The organism is Streptomyces sp. NBC_00878 (assembly GCF_026341515.1).
Taxonomy (GTDB): domain Bacteria; phylum Actinomycetota; class Actinomycetes; order Streptomycetales; family Streptomycetaceae; genus Streptomyces.
Genome location: NZ_JAPEOK010000001.1, coordinates 4,140,609 through 4,161,129 on the forward strand (window position 1 = coordinate 4,140,609; position 20,521 = coordinate 4,161,129).

Sequence of the window (20,521 nt, forward strand, 5' to 3'; positions counted from 1 at the left end):
TTTCTCCCCTTTGAGTGTGCAGTGCAGGGGCAGAGCCCCAAAAAAGCTCCTACCGGAACCGGAACGCCTTCATCAGCCTCAGACTGCGGCTCATGAACTGGGCGTAGCCCTCGTCGTCCATGCCCAGGGACGGGGCCATCGGCAGCAGGCGCTGCTGGGCGACCGTCTGGGCCTCGGTGTACTTGAGGATGCCCTCGGAGCCGTGGCGGCGGCCGAGGCCGGAGTCCCCCATGCCGCCCATCGGGGACTGGACGCTGCCGTAGGCGGACGCGTAGCCCTCGTTGACGTTGACCGTGCCGGTGCGGAGCCGGGCCGCGACCTTGGCGCCGCGGCGGCCATCCTTCGTCCAGACCGACGAGTTGAGGCCGTACGACGTGGAGTTGGCGAGCTCGACCGCCTCGTCCTCGTCCTTGAAGCGGTAGATGGAGACGACCGGTCCGAAGGTCTCCTCGCCGCAGACGGCCATGGGTGCCTCGACGCCGTCGAGGATGGTGGGCTCGAAGAAGTACGGGCCGATGTCCGGGCGTGCGACACCGCCCGCGACGAGCTTGGCGCCCTTGGAGACCGCCTCCTCGACGTGCCGGGTCACGGTCTCCAGCTGGCGCTCGCCGACCAGCGAGCCCATGTCGGCTCCGTACGCGAGGGACGTGCCGAGCCGCATCGCCTTGGTGCGTGCGGCGAACCGCTCCACGAAGACGTCAGCGATCGACTCGTGGACGTACAACCGCTCTATGGAGATGCACAGTTGGCCGGCGGAGGAGAAGCAGCCGCGGACCGCGCCGGCCGCCGCCTTGTCGATGTCGGCGTCCTCCAGGACCAGCATGGCGTTCTTGCCGCCGAGTTCGAGGGAGACGCCGACCAGCCGGGCCGCCGCGCTCTGGGCGACCTCGCGGCCCGTGCGGGTGGAGCCGGTGAACGAGACGTAGTCGGCGTGCTTGACGACCTCGGGGCCGACGACCGGTCCCTCGCCCAGGACGACCTGGAACACATCCGCCGGAAGGCCCGCCTCGATCAGCAGGTCGCGGGCCCACAGGGCGGTGAGGCAGGTCTCGGTGTCGGGCTTCATCACAACGGCGTTGCCCGCGACGAAGGCGGGGAGCGCGTCGCCGACGGAGAGTTCCAGCGGGTAGTTCCAGGGGGCGATCTGGCCGACCACGCCTCGGGGGTGGCGCAGTTCGGTGACCTTGGTGAGGGTCGGCACGGCGCCCGTGTGACGCTTGGGCCGCAGGTACGAGGCGGCCTTGCGGCCGTAGTGGCGGGCCGCCACGGCGACGGCCTGCACCTCCTCGTGGGCGTGCAGACGGGCCTTGCCGGTCTCCAGCTGGATCAGGTCGAGCACCTCGGCCTGGCGGGCGAGCACCAGGTCGTGGAAGCGGAGGAGGACGGCGGCGCGCTGCCTGACGGGGGTCTGGGCCCAGAGGGCCTGGGCGGCGCGGGCCTTCTCGTAGGCCCGCTCCACGTCCTCGGGGGTGGACTCGGGCAGGTCGGCCAGCTTCTCGCCGGTGAACGGCGTGTGGTTGGCGGTGCGGCCCGAACCGACCACACCACGCGTGAGCTGCGCTATCAGCTCCGGCGTGACCACGTCAGCGGCCGTGCGGGCGCCCTCGGGGGCGGGCGCGAGTGGGTTGGTGCCGGTCTTTTCCGGGGCCTGTACCGGGGCCTGCGAGTCCGTCATGAGCGGCAGCGTATGCCCGGGCCCGCCGCTTTGGGTACCCGACGGTAATACGGTTTCACCGACTGCACACATGACGCCAGTGATCACTGGCATGAATGCCCTGATCAGGCGGTTGTCCGGCGACGATCAGGTCGGGTCAGGGCCGGACCGAAACCTCGGCGCGCGGCGACCACTTCCTCGACCCGCCGATCTCGAGCCGGTCGCGCGCCCCCTTGAACACGTCCGCGCCCCGTTCCTCGTCCGCCGTGCCCTTCGGCATGTCGACGCGCAGCTCGTACATCCGGCTGTCGTCGGTGAGGATCATCAGCTGCATGACGCGGACCAGCCTGCCCTCGGTTTCGTAGGTGGTGTCGACGAACACGGCCTCGTCCCCGTTGAAGGACGTCTGCGTGTACTGCGACTTCGATTCCCCGTATCCAGCCCAGATCTCGGCCGACGCCTTCGCCTGGCCCATCGGCGAACGCGGCGCCTCGTCCCACTGGGTGAGGCGGACCTGGACGACCTCGTCGTTGTCGTAGATGGCCATACGCGGCTGGTCGTCGGCGTCGCCCTGCTCGTGGAAACGCACGTACTGCTTGGGGAGGGAGAGGACGGCGTTCAACTCCTCCTCCTTGTGCGCGACCCAGCTGTCCGCCGCCGCGCCGGTGGGAGCGGGGGTGGGCGTGACCGAGGCGGCCGACGGCTTGTCCCCCGCGCCCCTTACGGCGGTCGCGCTGTCATCGGTGAGCGAGGTCCCGAGCCAGACACCGCCCGCGACGAGGAGGGCGCCGGCGAGGGTTCCGGCCACGAGACGGGCGGTGCGGCCCTTGCGCTTGAGCTTGGGCTTGGGCGGTACGGGGAGGGAGTCGGCCCGGGTTTCCGCCGACGGGGCGCGGGGCTCGGGCGGGGCGGGGCGCTCGGAGGGAGTGGCTGTCGCGGTGGAGGCGGTCGTCTCGGACGAGGTGGTCGTCTCCGGCCGGGCGGGAGGCGGCTTCGACGACTCCGACGACTCGGGCGACTCGGGCGACTCGGGCGGCCCGGACCGACTGGACGGCTCAGGCCGCTCACGCCGCTCGGACGACTCCGGTGTTTCGGATGATCTCGGCTCAGCGGGCGCGTCGACCGACGTGGCGGGCCCGCCGAGACGTACCGTCCCCGCGTCGTCCGCGAACTCCCTGAGCATGGAGGCGTCCTGAGGGACCGACAGATCTCCCCGTGGAACGGGCCATCCCTCCGCCACCGCCTCCAGCGCGACGACGACCTCGTCCGCGTCCGGTCTCTCGGCGGGGTCCTTCGCCAGGAGCCGTATGATCAGCGGCCCGAGTGGCCCCGCCTGCTTGGGTTCCGGTGGCTCGCCGGACAGGATCGCGGCGAGGGTGGACTCCAGCGTCGTACGCCGGAAAGGGGACCAGCCCTCGACGGCCGCGTACAGGCAGACGCCGAGGGACCACAGGTCCGCGGCCGGGCCCGCGCCGCGGCCCGACATCCGCTCGGGTGCGATGAATTCGAGGGAACCCACGAACTCCCCGCTCATGGTGAGGGATTCCTCGCCCTGGATGTGTGCGATGCCGAAGTCGGTGAGTACGACGCGGCCGTGCTGTCCGAGCAGCACGTTGGCCGGTTTCACGTCTCGGTGCACGATGCCCTTGGCGTGCGCGGCCTTGAGCGCGCCCACGACGGCGAGCCCGATCCGGGCGGACTCGGCGGGCGGGAGCGCACCGCGTTGCAGTAACTCGTGGAGGGACTCCCCGCGGATCAACTCCATGACGATCCAGGGCAGTCCGTCCTCCACGACGACGTCATGGATCGCGACGGCCCCCGGGTGTTCCACGCGCGCCGCCGCCCGTGCCTCCCGCTGCAGCCGGTTGTACGCGCGCTGGTGGGCCGCGTCCTGCGGATCGCCGGGCAGCCGCGGCTCCTTGACCGCGACGTCCCGCTCCACGAGTTCGTCCACGGCCCGCCATACGGTGCCCATACCACCGGAACCGATGCGCTCGGCCAGCCGGTAGCGACCGCCGATCAACCGCCCCCCGCCATCGCTCATGCCCCATCAGTACCGTGCGGAGCCGGAACTTGTCGACGTCAAACCGTGGGAGGGTTCCGCTTCTCGGAAACAGCCTTGTTCCTGGGCAGGAACCTCTTGTGCTTGGGAAGTGCCGTACGGCCCACCGCCGCCGCGAGCTTGCGCAGCCGCCGCCAGTCGATGGGCGGCTTGGTCTCCGGAACGCCCGGCCGGTTCCAGGGCACGCGTACGCGCAGGGCCCCGGGCTCGATGCGGCACCGTACCGGTGTGGGCAGGACAAAGGCCTCGCCGTCCACGCCGACCTCGATCTCGGGGCGGTCGGCGTCGACGACGACCTCGCGGGCCGTGGCCACCGTGAGCCCCTTGGCGTGCACCCCGAGCAGCAGCCCGGCGGCCTCGGCCGCGTTCTCGACCTTGATGCCGAGGACGCCCAGCAGACCGGACTCCAGCCGCTCGCGGTAGCCGAGCCCCGCCGGGTCGTCCATGCGGTAGGGGTTGTTGCTCACGAGGAGGGCCTGGGGCGCGTCGATGACGGCGACTTCGGACGCCTCCGGCCCGCTGGTCCCGCCCGCCCCACTGGTCTCATGGGCCCCATTGGTCCCGCCAATCCCGCCAATCCCAATGGCCCCGCTGGCCCCAGTGGACCCAGTCGTCCCGCCCTTCTCCTCGATCCGGGCGGTCAGCCGTGGCCCCTTCTGGTGTGTCAGCAGCTCCGGCAGCAGCTCCAGCGTCGTACGCACCTTGTCGTCCCGGTACTCGGGGCTCTGTACGACCACCGCGTACGCCCCGAACGAGGCGTTGTTGACGAAGGGGTGCTCGTCGGCGAAGCCGAGGTCGACGCGGAGTTCGACCCCTGAGGCGGTCAGCGCGTCGAGGCAGGTGGCGGGGTCGTTCCGGTCGAGGCCGAGATCCATGGCGAAGTGGTTGCGGGTCCCGGCGGAGACGACGAGGAACGGGATGCCGTGCTCGGCGGCGACCGCGGCGACCAGTGCCTGCGTACCGTCCCCGCCCGCGACGCCGAGCAGATCCGCCCCGTCCGCGACAGCACGCCGGGCGAGCTCGGTGACGTCCTCCCGCCGCTCGGGGTCGAGGAGGTGGACGCGCGCGCCGAGCCGCTCGGCCTTCTCCTTCAGCCCGAACCGCTCGACCTTCCCGCCCCCGGACCGCGGATTCATGATGAGGAAGGGCCGGGCGGGTGCGGGCGTCCGGTGCTCGGACACGCGCACGGCATGCGACTTGGTCGTGCTGAGCGCGAACTTCCCGGCCGAGACGGCGAGGCCCCACAGCGCCAGGGAAACGACGACGACCCACAGCAGATTCGCGGCGGCGAAGAGCCAGATGACCACGAGGGGCGTCGCGAGGGCCAGCGCCCCGGCCGCACCCCGGGCTGTCCCTCGGAGGGTCAGCACCCACCAGAGGGCGGCCACCGTCACCGCCGTGCCGAGCGCCCCGACCATGACGAGCAGCACGCTCGCGGCCCCGGCACATCCGATCGGCAGCAGCACGGCGAGGCCCGCGCTCGCCAGGGCGCCGCGCGCCGCCCACCGCTGGCGGGCGTGCGCCCGCCCGTCGAGATCCAGGCCCACGCTCTTCACCTCTCTCCGCAGGAAGGAGGCCGGTGGCCGTCGTCCCGATTCTCCGTCAGTGGAGAGCAGTATGCCGTTGCCGCAACCGGCTTGACGTTTCCTTGACCTGCCCACAGACTCCCCCTTTCACCGCAGTACAACCGAAGGAACATTCGAATAATGAAGAGATTCGCGCTGCCGCGTACCGGTGCCGCAGCCGTTGTGTCCGTCCTGTCTCTCGCCCTGGTGACCGGGTGCTCCGACAGCGGTTCCGACTCCGGGTCGGGCAAGGACGACAAGGCTGCGGGCGGCAAGGAGCCGGCCGCGGCAGCGAAGACCCTCAGCGACGGTGAGCTGGACAAGCTGATCATCGCGACGGCCGACGTCAAGGGCTTCAAGGTCGGCCCGGCCGACCAGTCCGAGGCGTTCGCCTCCTCCAAGAAGGACATCAAGGTCGCCGACGAGAAGTGCGCGCCCCTCGCGTACGTCCTCACCGGCTTCGCGCCGGGCGACTCGGCCTCGCACGTCATCCGCATGGCCCAGGAGGACCCGACGGCCAAGGCGAGCGCATCCCCCACGAAGGACCTGGAGGACATGACCGAGGAGGAGATGGAGGACGCGATGAACTCGATCACCGACGCCCTCGGCTCGACGGTCACCCTCGTCTCGCTGTCCTCGTACGAGGGTGACGGCGCGAAGGAGACGATGTCCGCGGTCTCCGCCGCGATCGACGGCTGCGGCGGTGGCTTCACGGCGACGGCCGACGCCGAGCCCCAGAAGTTCAAGAAGGTCGCGTCGGAGAAGGCCTCTGGGAACGGCGACGAGTCGGTGGCGTTCGCGGTGACCGCGGACGCCGATGGTGACCCGGTCGTGCACGCGGAGGTCGCGCGGCACGGGAACACGGTCGCCACGTACTACTCGCTCAGCATGGCGGCGTTCGCCGATGACGCCAAGGTCTCCGACTACGACGTGCCGGCGGACCTCATCAAGGCCCAGACGGCGAAGCTGGGCTGAGCTGGGCCGGGTTCGGCTGAGTCAGGCTGAGTTCGGCTGGGCCAACGCTTGTTGGGGCCAACGGCGGTTGGCACACGGCTGTTGACCCATGGCACACGGCTGTTGGCGCAACACCCGTTGGCACACGCTTGTTGGCACACGCTTGTTGGCGCAACACCCGTTGGCACACCGCTTGCGGGGAAGGCGGGCCGGAGTCACCGGCTCGCCCTCCCCGGGGTTTCAGAGCTTGTTGATGTCCAGGTTGGCGATCGTCGTCTTCGCGACCTCGCGCCCGCGCTCGGTGAAGTCTCCCTTGCCCGGATAGCCGATCATGAGCTTGTACATGTCGCCGGACTTGGTCTTGTAGTAGAGGACCTGCATCTCGCGCGGAAGCGGGGTGTCGGTGTCCGTGGTCGAGTAGACGATCGTGTTGAGGGCCGCCTTCCGGTCCTTGTACGTCGTCGGCTCCGGCTTGCTCTTGGGAACTGGCTCTGAGTCCATGTCCATGCCGTAGCTGCCGCTCTGCTTGTAGCTCGCGTCATCGTCGTACATCTCGGCCGCCGCCGACGCGGCGATGTCCTCACTGGTGTCCTCGGCCTTCTTGGCCAGCGTGAGGCTGATCCAGAGGGTGCCGCTCAAGTCGGTGAACTGGACCCAGTGTTCGTCCTTGGCCGCGTCGGGTTTGGGCACGGTCTTCCGGTAGCCGGCCGGCACGGCCACCGTCGCGCCCAGGGCCTTCACGTCCGTCTTCTTCCAGCCGTCCGGCAACGGCCCCGCGAACGGGTCCGCGACCACCAGGTACGCCGCCACCGCGGTCGCGACGACCGCCGCACCGATCCCGATCCACGCCTTGCGGCCGACCCGGATCGACCTGCCGCCGGGCTCCGCCATCCGTACGACCTGTGTGGGCGCGGCCTCGGGCGGGCGCGCGGACTGCTCCAGCAGCGCGCGCACCTGCGCGGCGCTCGGGCGGCGGGCCGGATCCTTGTCGAGCAGGCCGTTGATCGCCTCGGCGAGCGGTCCCGTGGCCGCGGCGGGCGCGGCGGGCGCGGCGTTGAGGACGGACTGAAGCGTCGCGGGCGTGTTGCTGCGGCGGAACGGCGAGACACCCTCCGTGGCCGCGTACAGAACCACGCCGAGGGACCAGAGGTCCGACGCCGGCCCCGGCCGCTGCCCCAACACCCGTTCCGGTGCGATGTATTCGGGCGAGCCGACGAAGCCGCCGGTGTCGGTCAGATTCGTCTCGCCCTCGATCTGGGCGATGCCGAAGTCGGTGAGGACGACCCGGTCGCCCGTGCCGAGCATGACGTTGTCGGGCTTGACGTCGCGGTGCAGGATGCCCGCCGCGTGCGCGGCCTCCAGCGCGCCGAGCACGTCGAGGCCGATTCTCGCCGCTTCACGCGCCCCAAGCGTGCCCTCCTGCAAGGCTGCACCGAGCGAACGCCCTCGCACCAGCTCCATCACGATCCACGGCTGGCCGTCCACGACCGCGACATCGTGGACGTTCACGACGGCCGGGTGGTCGAGCCGGGCCGCGGCGCGCGCCTCGCGGCGCATCCGCTCGAAGGCATTGGCTCGTTCGCGTTCGGGAAGATGATCCGGTACGCGCGGCTCCTTGACGGCGACCTCCCGGTCCACCGTCTCGTCCTTCGCCCGCCACACCGTGCCCATACCGCCATGACCGAGCTTGCTGAGCAGCCGGTAGCGCCCCGCGATGAGCCGACCGGTCCCCGGATCCTGCGGGGCCTGCGGCACCTGCGGAACCTGCGGGGCCTGCGGCGCCTGCTGCTCGGGCACGACCTGGGTGGGCGTGGCCTGGCTGGGCGTGGCGTACGGGTTCCCGGGGTGCGGCACGGCGACCGGCGGGCGCGGCGGTTGCAGGCCGAAACTCGTTGGTTCGTCAGACCCGTAGGGGGCTCCCCCGTTGTTGCTCATGGGTCCATCCCTATCGCGGCATGCGCTTCGGGATCCACCCTGGGCGCTTTCCAGTCACAGACCCGTGACGCACGGCGTTACTTATGTTCCATTTACACAGCCGTGCAACTCACGTGCCCGAGGGGCGCACGTTCGTCGCCCTCGCGCTCGCGCTCGTGGGCAAGGTCGAGGTCGCGCTCGCGCTCGCGGTCGACGTCGCACTCGTGGCTGGGCTGCTGGCTGGGCTCGTGGTCGAGGTGGCCGTCGGGCTCGTCGGCGCGGTGGTCGTCGCACGGGACGAGGGCTGGGAACTCGTGGGCGACGTGGGCACGTTGGCGCCGTCGCCGTTCATCAGCAGCGTGGCCGCGGACACGCCCGCCCCGGCCATCGCGGCGACGAGCGCGATCGCGATCAGCACGTTCCGTGTGGGGGAGCGCGAGGAAACGACGGGCCTCACCATCGGCGTCGGTCTCACGGACCGGTCCGACGGCTCCGAAGGGTCCGAAGAGTCCGAAGGGTCAGACGGATCCGACGAGTCGGACAGGCCCGGCGGCGCGGGCACCGAATGTGACTCCGGCCGTGACTCCGGCCGTGACTCCGGCCGTGACTGCGACTGCGACGGCGGCTGGGACGACGGATGTGACCACGGATGCGACCGCAGATGTAACTGCGGCCGCGGCCTCGGCGCGTCCCGCCGGGTCGGCGCATAGCCCGGCGACACCGGCGGCATCCGGCCCGTGTCGAGAAACGCCCGCAGCAGCCGCTCGGCCTCCACCGCGTCGAGCCGCCGCTCGGGATCACGCTCGAGCAGGCCCCGTACGACGGGAAGCAGGGGCGCGGCAGCGGCGGGCGGATGTATGTCGTCGACGACCACCGCGTGCAGGATCCCGCCCAACGAGTCGCGGTGGAAGGGCGATTCGCCGCTCAGAGCCGTGCAGAGCAGCGCGCCGAGCGACCACAGGTCGGACTCGGGCCCGGTCCTGACGCCGGACATCCGCTCGGGCGCGGTGTACTCGGGCGAGCCCACGAACGACCCGCTCTCGGTGAGCGTCGTCGACCCCGCGACCTGGGCGATCCCGAAGTCGGTGAGGACGACGCGGCCCTCCGCGGTGAGGAGTACGTTCGCGGGCTTCAGGTCACGGTGCAGGACGCCCGCGCCGTGCGCCCTGCGCAGCGCGCCGAGCAGGTCGATCCCCATCCGGGCCGCTTCGGCCGCGTTTACGGGCCCGCGCCGGGAGATACGCTCGGCGAGCGAGCCGCCCTCGATCAACTCCATGACGATGTAGGGGCGTTCGTCCTGCTCGACGACGTCATGCACGACGACGATGTGCGGGTCCTGCAACTGCGCGACCGCGCGCGCCTCACGCAGGGTCCGCTCGCGCTGCTGCCGGGACTCCTCCGCCGAGAGCGACGTGTCGAGGGCGAGTTCCTTGACCGCGACCTGGCGGCCGAGGAGTTGGTCCGTGGCCCGCCATACGACGCCCATACCGCCCCGGCCGAGTCTGGACTCCAGCCGGTAACGGCCCGCGATGACACGGACGTTGTCCCCCTCGGTCACCATGCGCCCCATCATGCCGCAACGGACGGAGGCCCTCCGGGACGCTACGACGCGGGTGGCCGACAAGCGACGTACACGGTCGCACGCACGGCTGGGCGTATGCGCTCACGCGCAAGCGGACGTGCGCCCTTGCGCGCGGGCGTACGGGGTTACGGACGTGCGAGCGTACGGAGCGTACGGGGTCACTGGGCGGCCGTGGCCCGCCAGCCGCGCAGGATCGTGTCGAACCGTGCCCTCGCGGTGTCCCAGTCGGCCGCCGGAGCGGACATGTAGATCACGTACTCGACGCCGTTGCGGTCGAGATACGCCTGCTCGATGGCCCGGCGCGGCCCGGGGAACTCCGTGTCCTTCGGCAGCGCGTTCCAGGTGAAGTCCCAGAGTGCGCCCGGGCGGTCGCGGAAGGTGTTCTCCTCCAGACTGACCCGATCGTAGTCCTGGAGCCGCCCCAACTGCTGCTCCAGGTCGAGCAGATGCGTGTACGGAGTGTCGAAGTCCGGGGCGTCATCGACGGCGATGCGGACGAAGTTCTCGCCGTTGTCGGGCGTGTAGTCGACCTGGGTGCCTTCGAGCTGCCGCTGCCAGCCCTTGGGCAGGACGAGGCTGAAACCCTGGGGGTCGTCGACGCGCTCCCAGCCGTCCGGGACGCCGCCGGCCTGGGGGTCCTGGGTCTGGTTCCCCTGGCCGCCGTCCGACGGCTCCGCCGAGGAGGACGGGGTGAGCGACGGGGTGGGGGACGACGACGCCGAGTTGCTGCCCGTGATCCACCCGTCCCCGTACAGCACCGCCGCGACGCCCCCGCCACCCACGAGCGCGGCCAGTACGACGACGAGCACGAGCGTGCTGACGCGGCGGCGCTTCGTCCCGGCGACCGCCGGCTGGTTCACGGTGGCGACAGCGGGATCGGGCGCGGGACGCCCGTGGCCACCGTAGGTGTCATGGCCGCCGGGGCCGCCGGGGACACCAGGGCTACCAAAGGCGCCGGGAGCGCCAGGGCTGCCAGGGGCACTCTGCGGGCCAGAAGCGCCGAGCGCTCCCTGAGCTCCATGGGCTCCCTGGGGACTCTGGGAACCTTGAGGCCCATATGCACCTTGAGCGGACCCATACGTACCCCAAGACCCATGGGACCCGTCGGACTCATATGAGTTGGCCACATGTTCCGTCGGCACATAAGCCTGCGCCGAACTCGGCGCCCGCCCCTCCGCGGCCTCGGCGAGCATCTGCTCGGCCTCGTCCGGCCCGGGCCGCTCGTCGGGCTCCTTGCGCAGCAGCGCGGCGATGACGGGCGCGAGCGCGCCGGCGTGCCGCAACTCCTCGGGCTCGTCGGCCACCACTGCCTGCATGGTGGTCAGCGGGGTCGTCCGCCGGAACGGAGACCTCCCCTCGACCGCCGTGTAGAGCGTCGCGCCGAGCGCCCACAGGTCGGAGGAAGGACCCGGATCGTGGCCACGTACGCGCTCCGGCGCCAGATAGTCGACCGAGCCGACGATCTCTCCAGTACGCGTGATGGTCGTGTCGCCCTCGACCTGCGCGATCCCGAAGTCGGTGAGCAGGACGCGCCGGTCGTTGGAGATCAGTACGTTGCCCGGCTTGACGTCGCGGTGCAGCACTCCGGCGGCGTGCGCGGCCCGCAGTGCGCGCAGCACCCACAGCCCGACCCGCGCGGCCTCCCGGGGCTCGACGCGCCCGGCCTCCTTGATCGCGTCGGCGAGCGAGTGGCCCTCGACCAGCTCCATCACGATCCACGGACGGCCGTCGTGCTCCAGTACGTCGTGCACGGTGACGACGGCTGAGTGGTTGATGCGTGCGGCCGCGCGCGCCTCGGCCCGGGTTCTGGCGAGCAGCACGGACTGGTCGCTGTCGGACACGTAGAGCGCGGCCGTCAACTCCTTGATGGCGACGGCACGGTGCAGCACCTCGTCATGCGCGCGCCACACCCGGCCCATGCCGCCACTGCCGATGGAGTCGACGAGCCGGTAGCGCCCCGACAGCAGCAGGCCTTGCATCTGATTCACGTTTCCCCGCAATGGTCTTGACAGGGTCAGACTAAGGACCTGCCGCCGCCCAGGGAACCGGCGGGGTCCTACGGAGACAGCACTGTGACGGTTGATCCCTGCCGGAACGCGCCCTCGCCCGGCGGCGATCAGGCCTCAGCCCGTGGCCTGATAGGTCGCGGCCGCCTGCTCGTACAGCCGCGACACCTCGTCCCGCTCGGCCTCCGGACCGAGCACCTGCACCACGTGGTACCGACCGTCGACGATGATGGCGAGATTGCGTACGAAGACCTCGGTCCCCTGGGAGTCCTGCCAGGTGAACTGGCCCTCGGCCATGGTTCGTCCGCCCACGTCGATGCGTCGCATCCCACTGGACGTGGCCCACGTGGAGTCGCGGAAGGGCTGCAACTCGCGCTCGTCCTCGCGCTGGTACGTCATCGGATCGGTGCCGTACTCGCTGGTCTTGTCGCGTCCGGGTACGACCAGCAGCTCGAAGTCGCCGTGCGAGTAGACGACCTGGCCGCGGCCGTTCTTCCCCGTCCGGTCCCAGCCGTTGGCGACCGCGACGCGGAAGCCCTCGGGGTCCTTGCGCAGGGTGAAGCCCTGCGAGACCGCGGGGTCGGTGGTCCGGGCGGTGGAACTGGACGACTGCGTCGGGCTGTTCTCCTTGCTCGGCGACGTCTCGTCCTGCGGATCCGTGCCCGCGTTCCCGTCCGTGCCGGTGTCCGTGTCGGCGGAGTGACCCGGGGTCGGAGTGCCGACCTCCCCGGCGGAACCGGTCCGCTCACCGGCGGTGTTCGACTTGGGCATGAAGGCGACGGCATACGCGACGGCCGCGACCAGGGCCAGCAGTATCAGCACGACCAGCGTGCGGCCGAGTCGGCGGGGTTTGACCTCCTTGCCCTGCTTGGCCCGCTTGTGGCGGCCGTGCGGGCTGGTGTCGGGCAGTCCGGCACGGCGCCTCCGGACGAGCTCGCCCCGGCGGCGTACGACCGGCAGACGCTTGGGGTCCGCGGGCGGCGCCGCCACGACGTACGTCCCCGCCTCCGGCTCGGGCGCCGACCGCACCAGCGAACGCAGCCAGCCGCGCAGCTCCTCGAAGTCCAGCCGCTCGGTGGGGTCCTGGCGGAGCAACGACTCCACGACCGGCCGGAGCGGCCCGCACTCCTCGGCGAACGCGGGCGGCTCGGCGCACACCAACTGCACCAGCTCGGCGGTGTTCTCCTCCGGGTAGGGCGCGTGCCCCTGAACGGCCCGGAAGAGCAGCGCGCCCAACGCCCACAGGTCGGTCGCGGGTCCGATCGGCGCCGCCAACTGCCAGTTCTCGTGCACGGGCCCGGCCTGCTCGGGCGCCCAGCGCTCGGTGACGGGCCCCACGACGGCCATCCGAGCCTGCCGGGCCCGCTCGGCCGCCAGGGCGGTGGCGGGGCCCCGATGTGCGGCGACGGCCGGGGTCAACTGGCTCCACTGAGTGGGCGCGGCCCCGGTCGGGGCGGCCTCGATGGAGGTCCTGGTGTCGGCGCCGGCGCTCGTACTGATGGTGTGGCCGGTGGCATAGGCGGGGTCCGTGGTGTTGGCGGGGTGGCCAGCGATGCCGTTGCTGCTCCCGACGTGGGACACGCCGTTGCCGCCCGCAGGGAATCCGGCGACGTCACCGTGGCCCGGTACGCCGCTGCCGTGGACCCCGTTGCCGCCGTTGCCGCCGCCATTGCCGCTGTTCCCGCCCTCGGCCCCGTCCCCGCCGCCGGGAAGTGCGGGAGGTCGGTTCTGCCCGTTCCCGCCGATCGCTGGGGCACCATGGCGCGGCGCCGCGCCGTGCCAGGAACTGGACGACCGCCCCACCCCGTACGGGTCGGCGATCTGCCCCGGCGGCGAAGTGCGCTCCACTCCTAGCCCGGCGGTCTGCCCGGCCTCGGCCTCGCTCCCGTCGGGCCGGGACCGCGGCGCGGGCAACTCCCCGCGCTGGCCGCTCCGCTGTTCCTCCTGCACCCGAGCCGCGGCCCGCGCACCGGCACGGTAGGCCGCGATGGCCCCGGCCCGCGCGGCCCGCACATCACCGCCGGACTCCAACGCCCGCTGCGCCGCACCCGCCGACTGCCCCTGCCCGTGTCCCTGCGCGACGGGCAACATGCCTCCGCCGCTCCCGGGAACGGCCTCGATGGCAGCCCGATCGCCACCGGCAACTCGCGCACCGGGCACACCACCTGAACCGGGCTGCCCGGCCGAACCACCCTGCTGGGGCTGCCCGTACTGCTGCCCGTACTGCCCGAGCTGGCCGTGCGTCCCGGACAAGCCCGCCGGACCCGCCGGACCCGCCGGGCCGGTTGGGCCGGTTGGGCCGGTTGGGCCTATGTGGCCAGTTTGGCCTGTCTGGCCTGGCGGACCGCCTGCCGCTCCGGGGTCACCCACCCCGGGGCTACCCGCTCCGGGGCCACCCGCCCCGCGCTCACCCTCGGCGGTCGGTACCGGGTCGTACCCGCACAGCGCCTCCTCCGCGGCCCCCGCGGCAAGGCCCGTGAGCATCACGCGCCCGTCGTCACAGACAAGCACTGTGCGCGCGGTGATGTTCCGGTGCACCCACCCGTGGGCATGCAGCACCCGCAACGCGGTCAGCACATCGGAGGCCACCTCGGCAGCCCGGTACGGACTCAGCGGCCGCTCCGCGAGCAGCGCAGCCAGTGGCCGCGCGGCCACCATCTCACTCACTATCCACAACGACCCGCCCTCGGCGAACACGTCGAAGACCTGGTCGAGCCGGGGATGGTCGGGGATCTGGGCCGCGGCCTGCGCCGCCTCGATCGCCCGCCGCACCGCCGGCTCGGTGGGCCGCCGCGTGGTCCGCGCGGCCGGCCGCCGCGCCCCGGCGTCCCGTGCCACGAACCCGTCGGGCAGCCCGTCCGCGTCGAGCACCTCCGCCTCGACGATCTCGGGCAACGGCACCTGCCGGACCAGGACTTCCTGTCCGCTGTACGTGTCGAAGGCCCGGGTCTCGGCGAGTTCGTACTCGTCCGACGGCGGCAGCGGCAGGCGATAACGGTCGGCGAGTACCCGTCCCGCATAGTCGTCCACGATGCCTCCCCCGGCCGCCCGGTTGGTCAATTCCGTTCGCCATACGTCCCGTTGTGGCTGCAGATGTGGCTGCGTACGGTCCGCAACCACTCACGATACGTGCCGGAGGCAACCCACAGTGAGGAGATACGAGATCTCAGGAGTCTCGTGCCCCTCAGGACTTCGGTTCGAACGACTTCGTCAGCGTCAGCCACGTATTTTTACGAAGCTCTGTGTCCCATTTCGAGCCCTTCGCGGTGTACATGAGCCCATATCCGAGGCTGTCGTTCACGACGAACCCACGGTCTATCGACCGGTATTGCGTCCCACTCTCCACATAGGTGAACTCCCAGTCGGCCGTGTTCCAGCCGCGGTAGTTCACCTTCTCTATTCGAATGCGCTTGTACTGCGGCCGCTGCATGAACTGCTCTTGGTTCTTCCAGTCCGCCACCGGGTCGTCCTTGGGCGTCGTGGTCCATCCGACCAGCAGCTTCTGCCCGTCGGGACCGGCGAACCTGGACCCGGCGGCACTGGTGGACTCGTACTTCCAGCCCTTGGGCAGCCCGATCGAGAACCCCTGCCCGCTCTCGTACGTATCCACGACGCCGTCGGCCGAACCGCTGCCGGAGCCGTCGCCCGAACCGCCGGCCCCGCTCGAAGCGCTCGCACTCGGCGAACTGCCGGTGTTCGCGCCCCCGCCGGCGGAGTCGGTCTTCTCTCCGCTGCCCTTGTCGGTACCGCTGTTCTCGTCCTGCTTGGTGTCACTGCCCGCGCTCGCCCCGCTGGACACCGACTTGTCGTCGCCGCTCTTGTTGTCCTTGGTCTCGGAGTCGTCACCACTGAGCGTGACGGCGAGGATCGTCCCCAGCACGGCCAGTACGACGACCACGGCGATGATCACCAACGTCCGCCGCGGCACCACATCAGTGAGCGGCGCCCTCGGCGCGACGGTCCGCGGATGCGTGTCCCCGGCGCCGCCCGAAGCCCCGCCCACCGCACTGGAGTTCACCACGGAAGTAGCGGCGGCCCGCCCCCTCTCCGCAGCAGCCGCGTCTGCCCCTGCGGAGGCAGAACCGACGGCGGACTCAGAGGCGGAAACAGCGGCAGAGGGGGACGCAGCAGGAGTGGTCGAGGGAGAGGAGGGAGAGGGGGAAGCGGAGTCAGGGGCAGAGGTCTCCGGAGCAACCGCGGCCGAGGCCGAAGCAGAGGCCGTAGCCGCCTTGCCGTCCAATCCCTCCGCCGCCCGGGCCCCGGCGTCCGCGGCCTTCCCGGCGCCGGTCACCGCGGCAGCTCCCGCCGCGTCGGCCCCCTTGGCCGCCCCGGCCCCCTTGCCCTTCCGCACGGAACGCAGCGCTCCACGAAGCCGCTCCCCCGGCTCCTCGCCCTTCTTGTTCCCGGACCCGCCCTTGCCGCCCGAACTCCCCTTCTTCGCAGGGGCGTCCACCGGAAGCTCGGGCAGCGGCACGACCTTCGTCACGTCCGCCGACTCCGGCTCGCCCTCCTTGGGCTCGGGCGCGTGGATCACCTCGGTGAGCATCGCCCGGGCCCCGGCGTCGTCGAGCCGCTGCTCGGGGTCCTTGACGAGCAGTCCGTAGATGGCCTTCTCCAGCGGACCGGCGTTCTTCGGCTGCTCCAACGGCTCCGTCATCACCGCGGTGAGCGTCGCGATGGCGGACCCCTTGTCGTACGGCGGCGCGCCTTCCACCGACGCGTACAGCAGCCCACCGAGCGACCACAGGTCGGCGGCAGGGCCCGGCTTGTGCCCCCGCGCCCGCTCCGGCGAGATGTACGAGGGCGCGCCGACGAGCATGCCGGTCGACGTGATGGACGGGTCGCCCTCGACCTGCGCGATACCGAAGTCGGTGAGCACGACCCGGCCGTCGTCGGAGATGAGCACGTTCGACGGCTTCACATCCCGGTGCAGGATGCCCTCGCGGTGCGCCGAACGCAGCACGTCGAGAATGGCCAGTCCCACCTCGGCCGCGCGCTTCGGCGTGAGCAGCCCGTCCTCACGGATGACCTCGGCGAGCGACTTGCCCTCGATGAGCTCCATCACGATCCAGGGCCGGTTGTCCTCGTCGACCACGTCGTAGACCGTCACGGCGCCGTTGTTCCGGATCCGCGCGATGGCCTTGGCCTCACGGAAGGTCCGCGTGATCAGCCGCCGCTTCTCGTCCTCGTCGATGCGCGACGGCAGCCGCAGTTCCTTGACCGCGACGGTCCGGCCCAACGTCTCGTCCTTGGCCCGCCACACAGTGCCCATGCCGCCGCGACCGAGGACCCCTCCCAGCCGGTACCGCCCGGCGAGAAGACGTTCGTCCTCGTCCTTCCGGGATGCTCCCGCGCGCTCCGCCTCCGACATGCGTCCCCTCAAACAACCGGCCCTGACAGAGCCTCCATTGTCACCCACCCGGCCGCCGCCCGACGCCCCGGGTGCCCCGCGCGGAAGCATCGATTCCCGCGCCGCCCCTCACCTGGCCCCGCCTGTCGCCCGGCCGAGGCCGTCCCCCATGATGAGCGGGCGACAAGGAGGGACCTCGATGCCGCCACTGAGGACGCTACTCACCCTTCCTGTGTGCCTGACCCTCCTCTCCCTGGCCTCGACCGCCTCGACAACCCCCGCTGCCCCGGCCGTGGACACCGTCCTCACGCAGCTCGTCACCCGAGGCAAGGCCCCGGCCGCCGCCCTGCTGGCCGACGAGGAATCCGGCTCCCGCTTCACCCACGCGGAAGCCCCCGCGACCTCCCGCGTCACCCTCGCGAACACCACCCCGCCACCGGCTGCCTCATCCGACACCGAGCTCCGCCCGGATCCCCGCACCGACCCTTCGGCTCCCGATGAAACCAGCCGTGCCGAAACCAGCCCCGCCGAAACCAGCCGTTCCGAAACCAACTCCGCCGAAACCAGCCGTTCCGAAACCAACTCCGCCGAAACCAGCCGTGCCAACGCCCGCCCCGCCGACGCCATCCACCAAACCGACCACTTCCGCGCGGGCAGCATCACCAAGACATTCATCGCGACGGTCGTCCTGCAACTGGCCGCCGAACGCCGCCTGTCCCTGTCCGACTCGGTGGATGCTCATCTGCCGGGCCTGGTGCGCGGCGCGGGCAACGACGGTCGCGCCCTGACCCTGCGCGCCCTGCTCACCCACACCAGCGGCCTCGCCGACTTCACCGCCGACACCGCGGGCACCGTCCCCCTCACGCCTGTCCAAGCCGTCCGTATCGCACTCACCCACTCCCCGGCCGATCGCGGCCGCTTCGCGTACTCCAACACCAACTACGTGCTGCTCGGCATGGTCGTCGAGCAGGTCACCGGCCGCTCATACGCCACGGAGGCCGAGCGCCGCGTCATCACTCCCCTCCATCTCACAGACACCTCGTTCCCGGGCGCCCGTAGCTCTCTGCCGGAGCCGCACGGCCGCGCCTACGCCGCCGACGGCTCCGATGTCACCGATCTGGACCCGCGCGTGGCCGGCGCGGCGGGCGAACTGGTCACCACGCTGGCGGACGTGAACCGCTTCTACGCGGCCCTGCTCCGCGGCGACCTGCTGCCACCCCGCCAACTGCGCGAGATGCTCGACACCCGCACCGCACACGGCTCGTACGGCATGGGCCTGTATCCCGTGAAACTTCCGTGCGGCACCACGGTGTGGGGTCACAACGGCCGCATCACCGGCAGCTACGTCCGGACCGCAGCCACCAGCGACGGCCGTCGTGTCCTCACCTTCCGCGTGAACACGGACGCGATCGCAGACCCCGACCTCGAACCGGCCCTGCTCGCCGCCGAGTTCTGCCCCCGCACCCCGTAGAACGACCGGGTTCCGAGCAAAGATCCCAGCTCAGGACACTCGTTCGGGTGACATCCGCTCGGCTTCCGTAGCCTCCACCACGGCAGGACCCCGGCACGGTCCACGCCTCTTCACCACCGTCACAACCGTCCCTACAACGGCACGATGTCCCGCGCCCCCAACCGAGCCGCGTCGGCCGTCAGGTCGTCCGGCTGCCGTTGCGACTCGCGCTCCGCCTCCACCCGCTTCTCGTAGTGCTCGACCTCGCGCTCGATCTGATCCTTGTCCCAGCCCAGCACGGGCGCCATGAGCTCCGCGGCCTCCCGCGCACTGCGCGTACCCCGGTCGAAGGTCTCGATGGAGATGCGCGTCCGACGCGTCAGCACGTCATCGAGATGCCGCGCCCCCTCGTGCGAGGCGGCGTAGACGATCTCGGCGCGCAGATAGTCCTCGGCGGCGGGCAACGGCTTGCCCAGTGAGGCGTCCGCGGCGATCAGGTCGAGGAGTTCCTCCGCGAGCGCCCCGTACCGGTTCAACAGGTGCTCCACGCGCACCACATGGAGTCCGGTGCGCGCGGCGATCCGCGCTCGCGCGTTCCACAGCGCCCGGTACCCCTCGGCACCGATCAGGGGAACGTCCTCGGTGACACATTCGGCGACCCGCTGGTCGAGCCCGTGCACCGCCTCGTCCACCGCGTCTTTGGCCATCACCCGGTACGTCGTGTACTTGCCGCCCGCCACGACCACCAGCCCCGGTACCGGATGCGCCACGGTGTGCTCGCGCGACAGCTTGCTCGTGGCGTCCGACTCCCCGGCGAGCAGCGGCCTCAGCCCCGCGTACACCCCCTCCACGTCGTCACGCGTCAGCGGCACCGCGAGTACCGAGTTCACGTGCTCCAGCAGGTAGTCGATGTCCGCGCTGGACGCCGCCGGGTGCGCCTTGTCGAGGTCCCAGTCGGTGTCCGTGGTCCCGATGATCCAGTGCCGGCCCCAGGGGATGACGAACAGGACGGACTTCTCGGTGCGCAGGATCAGTCCCGTCGTCGAGGTGATCCGGTCCTTCGGTACGACCAGATGAATGCCCTTGGACGCCCGAACGTGGAACTGCCCCCTCTCGCCCACCATCGCCTGTGTGTCGTCCGTCCACACCCCGGTCGCGTTGACGACCTGCTTGGCACGGATCTCGTACTCCCCGCCCCCTTCGACATCCTGCACCCTGGCACCGACAACACGTTCGCCCTCGCGCAGGAAGCCGGTCACGCGCGCGCGGTTGGCGACCTTCGCGCCGTACGCCGCCGCCGTGCGCACCAGCGTTGCCACATAGCGGGCGTCGTCCATCTGCGCGTCGTAGTACTGCAGCGCCCCGACCAGCGCGTCCTTCTTCAGGGCGGGTGCGACGCGCAGCGCGTGACGGCGGGACAGATGACGGTGCATCGGCAGCCCGCGCCCGTGCCCGCGCGCCATCGACATCGCGTCGTAGAGCGCGACGCCCGAACCGGCGTACAACCTCTCCCACCCCTTGTGCTGCAAGGGATACAGGAACGGGACGGGCTTCACGAGATGCGGCGCGAGCCGCTCCAGCAACAGCCCGCGCTCCTTCAAGGCTTCCCGTACGAGAGGAAAGTCGAGCATCTCCAGATAGCGCAGGCCTCCATGGATCAGCTTGCTCGACCGGCTCGACGTGCCCGACGCCCAGTCACGCGCCTCGACCAGGCCGGTGGACAGGCCGCGGGTCACGGCGTCCAGCGCGGTGCCCGCGCCGACCACTCCCGCTCCCACGACCAGCACATCCAGCTCGCGCTCGGCCATTCCCGCGAGTGACTCGGCGCGCTCCGCCGGCCCCAGTGTCGCTGTCCTCACAGTTGCCTCCCGCTGTCTGTCCCGCTGGGCTCACCCGTCCGGCGAGGCCCGGCTCACATCCCCCATGCCCAAATTCTGACCGCGTTGCCCGTCTTCGGCCACCACCGGCCGTCCGCCTGTGGATA

The 20,521-nt window shown here is 71.1% G+C and carries 10 protein-coding genes and 1 pseudogene; 2 read left to right on the forward strand and 9 right to left on the reverse strand.

What is annotated here, in order from left to right:
* Positions 1-49: 49 nt before the first annotated feature.
* The 3 genes from OHA11_RS17260 to OHA11_RS17270 form a co-directional block, all read right to left on the reverse strand.
* A complete protein-coding gene (locus tag OHA11_RS17260) occupies positions 50-1,675 on the reverse strand; it encodes a succinic semialdehyde dehydrogenase (protein ID WP_266497175.1) in 1,626 nt (541 codons plus the stop codon).
* A gap of 136 nt (positions 1,676-1,811) precedes the next feature.
* Positions 1,812-3,698 carry a serine/threonine-protein kinase gene (locus OHA11_RS17265; RefSeq protein WP_266497176.1) on the reverse strand — a complete coding sequence of 629 codons (1,887 nt, stop codon included), beginning with the start codon at positions 3,696-3,698 and terminating at the stop codon, positions 1,812-1,814.
* A 38-nt stretch (positions 3,699-3,736) separates the two neighbouring features.
* Entirely contained in the window at positions 3,737-5,263 is a 1,527-nt protein-coding gene (locus OHA11_RS17270) for a diacylglycerol kinase family protein (RefSeq protein WP_266497177.1), read from the reverse strand.
* A gap of 159 nt (positions 5,264-5,422) precedes the next feature.
* Between OHA11_RS17270 and OHA11_RS17275 the strand changes: the two genes are divergently transcribed.
* On the forward strand, positions 5,423-6,256 hold the full coding sequence (locus OHA11_RS17275) for a hypothetical protein (protein ID WP_266497179.1): 834 nt from the start codon (positions 5,423-5,425) through the stop codon (positions 6,254-6,256).
* Between the two features lie 219 nt (positions 6,257-6,475).
* On the opposite strand, the gene OHA11_RS17280 is transcribed toward OHA11_RS17275, so the two are convergent.
* The 5 genes and pseudogenes from OHA11_RS17280 to OHA11_RS17300 all read right to left on the reverse strand — a co-directional run bounded on the left by OHA11_RS17280 (position 6,476) and on the right by OHA11_RS17300 (position 17,108).
* Positions 6,476-8,170, reverse strand: coding sequence for a protein kinase (locus OHA11_RS17280; protein WP_266497180.1), 1,695 nt, complete (start codon positions 8,168-8,170; stop codon positions 6,476-6,478).
* 151 nt (positions 8,171-8,321) lie between these two features.
* Positions 8,322-9,710, reverse strand: a pseudogene (locus OHA11_RS17285) (serine/threonine-protein kinase); the annotation flags it as partial.
* 179 nt (positions 9,711-9,889) lie between these two features.
* Positions 9,890-11,710 (reverse strand): protein kinase, encoded by a 1,821-nt coding sequence (locus OHA11_RS17290; protein WP_266507249.1) that lies wholly within the window; start codon positions 11,708-11,710, stop codon positions 9,890-9,892.
* Positions 11,711-11,854: 144 nt separating this feature from the next.
* Positions 11,855-14,767, reverse strand: coding sequence for a protein kinase (locus OHA11_RS17295; protein WP_266497183.1), 2,913 nt, complete (start codon positions 14,765-14,767; stop codon positions 11,855-11,857).
* Between the two features lie 154 nt (positions 14,768-14,921).
* Positions 14,922-17,108 (reverse strand): serine/threonine-protein kinase, encoded by a 2,187-nt coding sequence (locus OHA11_RS17300; protein WP_266497185.1) that lies wholly within the window; start codon positions 17,106-17,108, stop codon positions 14,922-14,924.
* 178 nt (positions 17,109-17,286) lie between these two features.
* On the opposite strand from OHA11_RS17300, the gene OHA11_RS17305 reads away from it, so the two are divergent.
* Positions 17,287-18,558 carry a serine hydrolase gene (locus OHA11_RS17305; protein ID WP_266497186.1) on the forward strand — a complete coding sequence of 424 codons (1,272 nt, stop codon included), beginning with the start codon at positions 17,287-17,289 and terminating at the stop codon, positions 18,556-18,558.
* A gap of 131 nt (positions 18,559-18,689) precedes the next feature.
* On the opposite strand, the gene OHA11_RS17310 is transcribed toward OHA11_RS17305, so the two are convergent.
* Positions 18,690-20,396, reverse strand: a complete 1,707-nt coding sequence (locus OHA11_RS17310; protein WP_266497187.1) for a glycerol-3-phosphate dehydrogenase/oxidase — start codon at positions 20,394-20,396, stop codon at positions 18,690-18,692.
* Between the last annotated feature and the right edge of the window lie 125 nt (positions 20,397-20,521).